At 67.6% G+C, this 719-nt stretch carries 1 protein-coding gene; it reads right to left on the bottom strand.

All coding sequences use genetic code 11. The annotated features are described in order from the left end of the window. Window positions 1–719 (bottom strand): ATP-binding protein (locus tag MKK60_RS12235; protein ID WP_243986107.1); only part of this gene is annotated, 719 nt, incomplete at both ends.

Here is a 719-nt window from a genome sequence, read left to right as displayed (position 1 = left end):
CGACCAGCCGTCCATCTCGGGCATCATCACGTCGAGTAGGATGGCACGCGGCTTGAGCGACTTGGCGAGGTCGAGCCCGGTGCGCCCGTCCCCCGCAGTGCGGACGGCGAAGCGTTGGCGTTCGAGGAACCGGGTCATCAGTTCGCGCTGGTTAGCCTCGTCGTCGATGACCAGCACGAGGTCGCCCACCGTCATCTGGTTCTCGGGAGCCGCCGGTGCCGCCTCGATGGCCTGCTCGGGGGCCGCCGCCGGGATGCGGAGGGTGAAGCTCGTCCCCTTGCCCTCGACGCTGTCGACGGTGATGTCGCCGCCGAGCAACTGGGCGAAGGCGCGGCTTAGAGCCAGTCCGAGGCCGGTGCCGCCATAGTTGCGTGTGGTGCTCTCGTCGGCCTGAGTAAACCGCTCGAACAGGCGCCCGACCTGCTCCGGGCTCATGCCGATGCCAGTATCCTGCACCGTGAAACGGAGCCAGTCGCCGGTCAGGTTGACCTCCCGGGCCGCCGTCAGCGTGATGGTGCCGCCCTCGGTGAATTTTGCCGCGTTCGACAGAAGATTGAACACGCACTGGCGCAGCTTGGTCGCGTCGGTGCGCGCCCGGCCCACGTCATCGGCCACGTCCAACACGAGGACGTTACCCTTCTTGGCGACCAGCGCCTCCACGGTGCCGGCGGCGTCTGTGACGAAGGCGGCAACGTCGATGTCCTCGGGGTACAGTTCCA

The organism is Methylobacterium sp. J-092 (genome assembly GCF_022829325.1).
In the GTDB taxonomy this organism is placed as follows: Bacteria; Pseudomonadota; Alphaproteobacteria; order Rhizobiales; family Beijerinckiaceae; genus Methylobacterium.
The sequence above is the reverse complement of the archived record's forward strand: the minus strand, read 5'-3'. Positions and strand labels throughout refer to the sequence as shown.